Annotated in this window: 11 protein-coding genes and 1 tRNA gene; 2 read left to right on the top strand and 10 right to left on the bottom strand. The window is 60.1% G+C overall.

Annotated features, from left to right (window positions below; genetic code table 11):
- Positions 1–2 precede the first annotated feature (2 nt).
- Positions 3–95, top strand: a complete 93-nt coding sequence (locus E4T66_RS03475; RefSeq protein ID WP_282706985.1) for an integrase core domain-containing protein — start codon at positions 3–5, stop codon at positions 93–95.
- Positions 96–173: 78 nt separating this feature from the next.
- Here the strand turns inward: E4T66_RS03475 and E4T66_RS03470 are convergent, their stop codons facing one another.
- From E4T66_RS03470 to E4T66_RS03445, 6 genes are all read right to left on the bottom strand, one after another.
- Complete coding sequence (locus E4T66_RS03470) at positions 174–368, bottom strand: hypothetical protein (protein WP_136847473.1); 195 nt, start codon at positions 366–368, stop codon at positions 174–176.
- Between the two features lie 219 nt (positions 369–587).
- Positions 588–1,160 (bottom strand): hypothetical protein, encoded by a 573-nt coding sequence (locus tag E4T66_RS03465; protein ID WP_136847472.1) that lies wholly within the window; start codon positions 1,158–1,160, stop codon positions 588–590.
- Positions 1,157–1,408, bottom strand: a complete 252-nt coding sequence (locus tag E4T66_RS03460; RefSeq protein WP_136847471.1) for a hypothetical protein — start codon at positions 1,406–1,408, stop codon at positions 1,157–1,159. Before E4T66_RS03460 ends, E4T66_RS03465 begins: the two co-directional genes overlap by 4 nt.
- Before the next feature lie 176 nt (positions 1,409–1,584).
- The gene (locus E4T66_RS03455) at positions 1,585–1,884 is read right to left on the bottom strand and encodes a hypothetical protein (protein ID WP_136847470.1); all 300 of its coding nucleotides are present in this window, start codon (positions 1,882–1,884) and stop codon (positions 1,585–1,587) included.
- Positions 1,877–3,112 (bottom strand): Arm DNA-binding domain-containing protein, encoded by a 1,236-nt coding sequence (locus tag E4T66_RS03450; RefSeq protein ID WP_136847469.1) that lies wholly within the window; start codon positions 3,110–3,112, stop codon positions 1,877–1,879. The genes E4T66_RS03455 and E4T66_RS03450 overlap by 8 nt, the downstream gene beginning before the upstream one ends.
- Positions 3,105–3,341, bottom strand: a complete 237-nt coding sequence (locus tag E4T66_RS03445) for a hypothetical protein (RefSeq protein WP_136847468.1) — start codon at positions 3,339–3,341, stop codon at positions 3,105–3,107. The genes E4T66_RS03450 and E4T66_RS03445 overlap by 8 nt, the downstream gene beginning before the upstream one ends.
- Before the next feature lie 169 nt (positions 3,342–3,510).
- On the opposite strand from E4T66_RS03445, the gene E4T66_RS03440 reads away from it, so the two are divergent.
- A complete protein-coding gene (locus tag E4T66_RS03440; protein ID WP_282706981.1) occupies positions 3,511–3,702 on the top strand; it encodes a helix-turn-helix domain-containing protein in 192 nt (63 codons plus the stop codon).
- 252 nt (positions 3,703–3,954) lie between these two features.
- On the opposite strand, the gene E4T66_RS03435 is transcribed toward E4T66_RS03440, so the two are convergent.
- The 4 genes from E4T66_RS03435 to E4T66_RS03420 form a co-directional block, all read right to left on the bottom strand.
- Positions 3,955–4,029: transfer RNA gene (locus E4T66_RS03435), tRNA-Val, on the bottom strand.
- 67 nt (positions 4,030–4,096) lie between these two features.
- Positions 4,097–5,374: an RNA polymerase sigma factor gene (locus E4T66_RS03430; protein ID WP_136847466.1), complete on the bottom strand. Its 1,278-nt coding sequence runs from the start codon at positions 5,372–5,374 to the stop codon at positions 4,097–4,099.
- A 75-nt stretch (positions 5,375–5,449) separates the two neighbouring features.
- Entirely contained in the window at positions 5,450–5,809 is a 360-nt protein-coding gene (locus E4T66_RS03425; protein ID WP_136847465.1) for a DUF1428 domain-containing protein, read from the bottom strand.
- Between the two features lie 35 nt (positions 5,810–5,844).
- Positions 5,845–6,300, bottom strand: a complete 456-nt coding sequence (locus E4T66_RS03420) for a VOC family protein (protein WP_136847464.1) — start codon at positions 6,298–6,300, stop codon at positions 5,845–5,847.
- Positions 6,301–6,310 lie beyond the last annotated feature (10 nt).

Raw genomic sequence — 6,310 nt, 5'->3', positions numbered from 1 at the left:
TCATCAGCGACTGGATCCAGTTCTACAACCATCGGCGCCCTCACCAGGCGCTGAAGATGAAAACACCCGCTGAAGCATTTGCTTTAGCGGCATGACCTGTGCAGGTTTCGGTGGGTCATTACACGAGCCGCAACGCATCCCGGAGAATCATGCAGCCACTGAACGCAGGCAGATCATCCATAGTCGGTCCGAAAAAGATCGTTCAGTACAGACTGCATTCCCGGCGGGTTGCCGTTTTCCATCACTTCACCCGATGTCAGGCCCTCACAGAGCTTGTCGCCCCCCCCCCGCAGCCATGCATCTGCCAGTTCGAGATTGTTGAGATAGAGAGGCTGGAGCAGCCTGAATATCGCCATCAGCATGTCCACATGTGAATGCCGTTAGTCCTGCTACCCGAGCAGGGCACCAATCACATTGTCCGGGACGTTCCATTTCGTGCGCGCACACGATGCCAGGTGCTCCCTCTCCGACGCACTGGACGGAAGATTCAGCTACGACGGTATGTCTGCATTGCTGATCATCGCCCTATTCCGACGTATCACGCCGATGAACCCTACTCCGCTTCGTTCTCAAATCTTGAGACAGCGCTATTGAAAAGTATCCATCGCGTATCTCAGAACGGCTCGGACATCTCCACCCTGAAGCAGAAACTCCCTGGGCGAAACTCCCCCGGCAAGATCCTCATTGGGCGTCACCCACCACGAAAGCACTTCCACGGCATCCATGCCCTGGGGAAGCGCACGTAGGACATCGCTCAAGTTTGGAACCTCCGCGCCGTGATCGAACTGCAGTGCCGGAATGCGAACTTGGCCGTTCGATGAGATGGCCAGCAGCGTTCCGGCTTCGACACGCCTGAGTACCTGCTCCGAATCGATCGCAAGCAAAGTTGCCGCTTCATCGATCGGGAGTGCTGTCCGGAACAGGTAAGCGACGACTTCCTGCGCCTGCCACCTCGCCGTTCTCGCGTCCTCATCCGCAGATGCATTCCGGACCATTCCGACAACGGCCAGCGTCCCCTGCTCCGCAAGCGTGAACTGACCCGCGTGAGGATTTGAATCCTCGGCGACAGGGAGGTTGATCCGTTCACGGGACTTCCCGTGTTCACTCTCGGTCAGTCCTGCCATTTCCAGCAGGACGTTGTTCCGCCGCTTTGAGCTCACGATCGCTCACCATCATCCTCAGCGTCCGATTTCACTCGGACCTGTCTGATCGCCCATGGCTCCGACTCGATCTCGAACATGCTCATGAGCTCGTCTTTCAGGTACGGACCAAAGTCGGGTGTCCCCATCAGCCGATAGATGTAAAGCCACCCCTCATCATCTTCGAGAACACGTAACTCCTGGTCCGGAACATTGCGCAACCGGAAGTGAAGCATCCGTTGAAAGTTCGGCATCTTGGACTGGGACATCAGTCTTTCTCCGCTGCAGGCGCGCTGCACCTCGCAGCACGCAGATCAATGAGATAGCTGTAAAGGTCGCCCCGCAACTGACCCGAGGACTGACGTCGTGACCGCCCTTCCCTCTCGCCTGTTGGCCCGGCGCCCTTCGGCGCACGCCCTCCTCGTTCTTAAAATGCACTTCCTCCTCAGTACGGGAAGGCATCCCGCAAGCAGCTCAACCGACGGTTGAGTCGCTTGGACAACTCATCAAGCGCACCCACGTCCTGCGTGGCGCGGTCTCCCTTGATCTGGCGAAGGGTCCAGTGTCGAAGGGCTTCCTCGTTGTTCCGGCATTTCGCATTGGCCAGCCAGCACACCAGATCGATGCCGCATGGATTGATCTGGAACTGCCGCATCAGCGTCGCGGCCAGCGCCACTGACCGCTGTTTCAGATCACGATCCTGGCGATCCTGTTGAATGAACGCAGCAACTTTGGCCTTAGACATGACTGTTCTCCTGGGAAGAAATGGACGTGTACTGATTTGCACTGGGCTGTGTCTGCAATGCGGCTGAAACCATGTGATCGAACGCGGATCCATCACGGCGCGTGAGGTTTGGAACAAATCGGCTGTAGACGCGAAACAGCATTTCGGTAGTGGTGTGGCCAAGCTGCCGGGCAATCCATTCCGGATTTTCTCCAGCACCCAGCCACAAGGTCGCGCAGGTGTGGCGCATCTGATACGGGCGTCGTGGCTTCAGGCCGAGGTGACGGAGCAACGGATTCCAGACTCGATTGACGAAGTTGTGGTTGTCGATCGGCAGTCCATTCCTGGAGCAGAAGACATAGGCACCGATCGCACGTGTTCGCGCTTCCATCCGCCTGAGGGCTTCGTACACCGGGTTGGACATTTGAATCTCGCGTTGCGAACCGTCCGTCTTGGTGTACTCCGTCCGACCTCTGACGAACGTTTCGCGAATGCGAATCTCGCGACGCTCAAAATCAATGTGTTCCCACCTCAGCCCGTTGGCTTCGCCGCTGCGCATGCCGGTAAAGAAGCGCACCGCGAGATAGTCCGAGTAGTCCGGTCGCACACGGCTGATCAGCAGGCGAACCTCGTCGATCGAGAAGGGTTCGATGTCGACACGCTGGACCTTGAGTCGCTTCACGGAAACCAGCGGATTGGCAATGCCATGCCGCAGGTTGGCCTCGTCGCAGATCATGCTCAGAATGCCCATGATCCGATTGACGGTGGCGGGCTTCCTGGCCTTGCCCCCTTCCCGCTCTGTTCCCGATGCGAGGCGGGCGCGCAATGCCATTACGCTGGAACGATCAATCTGTCCAAGGCGCTTGTCGCCAAGCGCAGGCAGGAGGTGCTTGTTCAGGATGCTTTCGACCGATTCGCGATAGCTGTGTCGCCACTCGACGCTTCTATCCCGCATCCAGTCGTCGACGAAATCCCGTAGCAGCGGTGTGCCATCGCTCAATCCGGGATCGGATTCGGCCTTGCTTGCTGAATCCAGATCCCTGAAGTGCTGGGCCATCGACGAATTCGGAAAATATTTTCCGTAGTCGAACGTACCCAGTGCGATGTCCTGCTCGATCTTCTTGAGCACGCCCTGAAGACGGTTGCGATTGGCAGGTGTATCGCCCAGTGCGGTCAGCTCGCGACAGCGAACGCCGCGATACCTGAAATCAAAAAAGAGCCGTCCCTGCCGAGTTCGAATACTAGCCATGGCACACCCCACCCGACGCCATGGGAATCATGCAGACGCGATCATCACGTCCTCCGATGTCCTCGCGAATCGCCTCCCAAATAAAGAGGATCTTTCTCCCTCCGAATGGACGGATGTAGTGCCGCCCCTCCAGCAGTACCGAGTCCTTCAGCCGCTCCCGAATCGTTCGCGGGTCGTACTTGATCCGTGCCGATAGCTCCTCGGTTGTCAGGTATGTCTGCTCTTGCATTTCGACGCCCTCCAAAACATGATTTCGACCTGGACGCATTTAAGTCGATCTTTTCGACTTGATGTCATCCTGAACGACATCCTACTCGTCAAAACGACGTTGTCAAGAACTTTTTGTCGTTCTGTTCGACTTTTTGGAGACTAAAGTGATTCGATGCCATCTATCTCGCATGATGGGCGAACGAAAACTGCGCGTAATAGACGTTTCGCGCATGACGGGCATTCACCGAAATATGGTGACGCTGCTCTATCGGGAGACTGCCACTCGCGTCGACATTGACGCACTCGATCGGCTGTGCCGCTTGTTCAACTGCACAGTTGGAGACTTACTCGAGTTCGTTAACGAACCCGATCAGAACTAATGCCCGCAGCTAAAGCTGCATGGTCAACACGGGCACGGGAAGCGAGGGTCAATTCTGCTTCGTTCGCAAATCACATGGGCACGGATGGGCACAGTTTGGGCACCAGATGGGCACCGGCGGATCACGCCTGACTTTCGTGTGCAGGTAAAATGTTGAGCGCCCATCATTGATGCAAGCAGTTGGTAGAGCGCAAGTGATTGAAACAAAAAGCCCCCGGCACATCGCTGTGCCGAGGGCGTCTTGTTTGAATTCTGGTGGACAGTACAGGGATTGAACCTGTGACCCCCGCCGTGTGAAAGCGATGCTCTACCGCTGAGCTAACTGTCCAGAAAACTTCCCCGATTCGGGGGGCGGAATGATAGTGAGGAGCCGCGCGTCCGTCAATCCGGCGGCCTCAGGCCCGGTCTGCCCCTGCGGCGCCGCCCGGACCGGCCGTTTCAGCCAGCCGGCGTTGCAGAAATCGCCGCTCCGGCGCCTGATGTGCCAGGGCCAGGGCCTGTGTCCAGGCCGCCCGTGCGTCGGCATGGTGACCGATGCGATGACACAGTTCGGCGCGGGCCGAATGGGCGAACAGATAGCCGTTCAACTCGCCGCGAGCGAGCAGCGCGTCGATCAGCGCGAGGCCTGCCTGCGGTCCGTCGCGCATGGCGACAGCAACGGCACGGTTGAGCTCGATCACCGGCGACGGCTCGATGCGCAGCAGCAGGTCATACAGGCCGACGATCTGCGGCCAGTCGGTCTCGGCGGCTGTCCTGGCTTCGGCGTGCACGGCGGCGATGGCCGCCTGCACCGTGTACGGCCCGAACCGGCGCGAACGCAGAGCGCGCTGCACCAGCGCCGAACCTTCGGCAATCTGCGCCTGATTCCACAAGCCGCGATCCTGATGCTCCAGCAAGACGACATCGCCGTCAGCGGTGCTGCGTGCGGCGCTGCGCGATTCCTGCAGCAGCATCAGTGCGAGCAGACCGGCCACTTCCGGATCAGGCAGCAGCTCCAGCAACAAACGTCCGATCCGGATCGCCTCGACCGACAGGTCCTGCCGTGTCACGGCGTGACCGGAAGACGCCGAGTAGCCTTCGTTGAACACCAGATAGATCACCCGCAGGACGCTGTCGAGGCGTTCGGGCAACTCGGCGCGATCGGGCACCGCATACGGAATGCGTGCATCGCGGATCTTGGCCTTGGCGCGCACGATGCGCTGGGCCAGGGTCGACGACGGCATCAGAAATGCCCGGGCGATCTCCTCGGTGGTCAGACCGCAGACCTCGCGCAGGGTCAGCGCGATCTGCGCGTCCGGCGTCAGCGCCGGATGGCAGCAGGTGAAGATCAGCCGCAGGCGGTCGTCCTCGACGCTGTCATCGTCTGCGGTGGCCGGATCACCGGCACTCAGGTCCATCTGATCGATCAGGTGCTGCTGCGAGGCATCGAAGCGCGCACGACGGCGGATGTTGTCGATGGCCTTGAAACGCCCTGCCGACACCAGCCACGCACGCGGATTCGACGGGATGCCGTCCCGCGGCCACTGCTCGATGGCGGCGGCGAAGGCATCGTGCAACGCTTCCTCGGCCAGCTCGAAATCGCCGAGCAGACGGATCAGTGTGGCGAGCACGCGGCGCGACTCGTTGCGGTAAACCGCCTCGGCCTGCCGGTGCGCCTCGCTTACGTCGCCCATCCCCTGCGTCCTGCTGCCGATGAGGACGCCGATTACGCCGTCTCGCGGTCGATAATTCAAGCCGCCGAGCCGGAGCTACAGATCGACCAGCCCCTTGAAACCGCCATAGATCATGCGCTTGGCATCGAACGGCATGCACTGGGGCTGCATCATGTCGCCAAGCCTCGGGTCCTGCATCACCCTGGCATTGACCTTGTCGCGGTGCGCGCGATTCCTGAACACGATGTAGGAGAACATCACCGTCTCGCCCGGCTTCAACTTGACGCTCTGCGGGAACGAGGTCCACTTGCCCGGCTTGACGTCATCCGCCACCGATTCAAAGAAGGCCAGCGCACCATGTTCGCGCCAGATCCTGCCGGCCTTGCGCGCCATACGCGTGTAATCCGGCAGCCGCTCCAGCGGCACCGGCACAATGAATCCATCCACATAGGCCATCGAAGGTCTCCGCTTGATTGAACGATAGGGGCGAGCTACATCTCGCGCATCGCGCGCTGCATGTCGTCGAATGTCAGGTCACGCTGATGCGTCGCCACCGACCAGTGATGTCCGAACGGATCGATGACGATGCCGTAGCGATCACCCCAGAACATGTCGGCGACCGGCATCATCACGGTGGCACCGGCGGCCACCGCCTGCGCCACCACCGCATCGACATCCTCGACGTACAGATGCACCGTCACCGGCGAGCCCTTCAGGGATAGCGGTCCGAGCGCACCGTGCTCGGGCATCTCGTCGACCAGCATCACCACCGAATCGCCGATCCGTACCGCGGCGTGCATCAGGCGCCCGTCCGGTGCCGGCAAGCGATGTAGTTCCTCGGCGCCAAAGGCCTTGGCGTAGAAGTCGATGGCGGCTGCTGCGCCGGCGCAGACCAGATGCGGCGTCACCGTGTGCATGCCTTCGGGCCGATAGTTCACTGTGCTCATGTCCTTGTCT

The sequence above is a fragment of the Sinimarinibacterium arenosum genome, from assembly GCF_005047655.1.
Lineage (GTDB): Bacteria > Pseudomonadota > Gammaproteobacteria > Nevskiales > Nevskiaceae > Solimonas.
This window is presented reverse-complemented; position numbering and strand designations above follow the sequence as displayed.

Excerpts from the sequence above, each read along its gene's own strand:
- E4T66_RS03460 (WP_136847471.1), bottom strand. The coding sequence starts at position 1,408 with ATGTCCCAGTCCAAGATGCCGAACTTTCAACGGATGCTTCACTTCCGG.
- E4T66_RS03455 (WP_136847470.1), bottom strand. The coding sequence starts at position 1,884 with ATGTCTAAGGCCAAAGTTGCTGCGTTCATTCAACAGGATCGCCAGGAT.
- E4T66_RS03450 (WP_136847469.1), bottom strand. The coding sequence starts at position 3,112 with ATGGCTAGTATTCGAACTCGGCAGGGACGGCTCTTTTTTGATTTCAGG.
- E4T66_RS03445 (WP_136847468.1), bottom strand. The coding sequence starts at position 3,341 with ATGCAAGAGCAGACATACCTGACAACCGAGGAGCTATCGGCACGGATC.
- E4T66_RS03440 (WP_282706981.1), top strand. The coding sequence starts at position 3,511 with ATGATGGGCGAACGAAAACTGCGCGTAATAGACGTTTCGCGCATGACG.
- E4T66_RS03430 (WP_136847466.1), bottom strand. The coding sequence starts at position 5,374 with ATGGGCGACGTAAGCGAGGCGCACCGGCAGGCCGAGGCGGTTTACCGC.
- E4T66_RS03425 (WP_136847465.1), bottom strand. The coding sequence starts at position 5,809 with ATGGCCTATGTGGATGGATTCATTGTGCCGGTGCCGCTGGAGCGGCTG.
- E4T66_RS03420 (WP_136847464.1), bottom strand. The coding sequence starts at position 6,300 with ATGAGCACAGTGAACTATCGGCCCGAAGGCATGCACACGGTGACGCCG.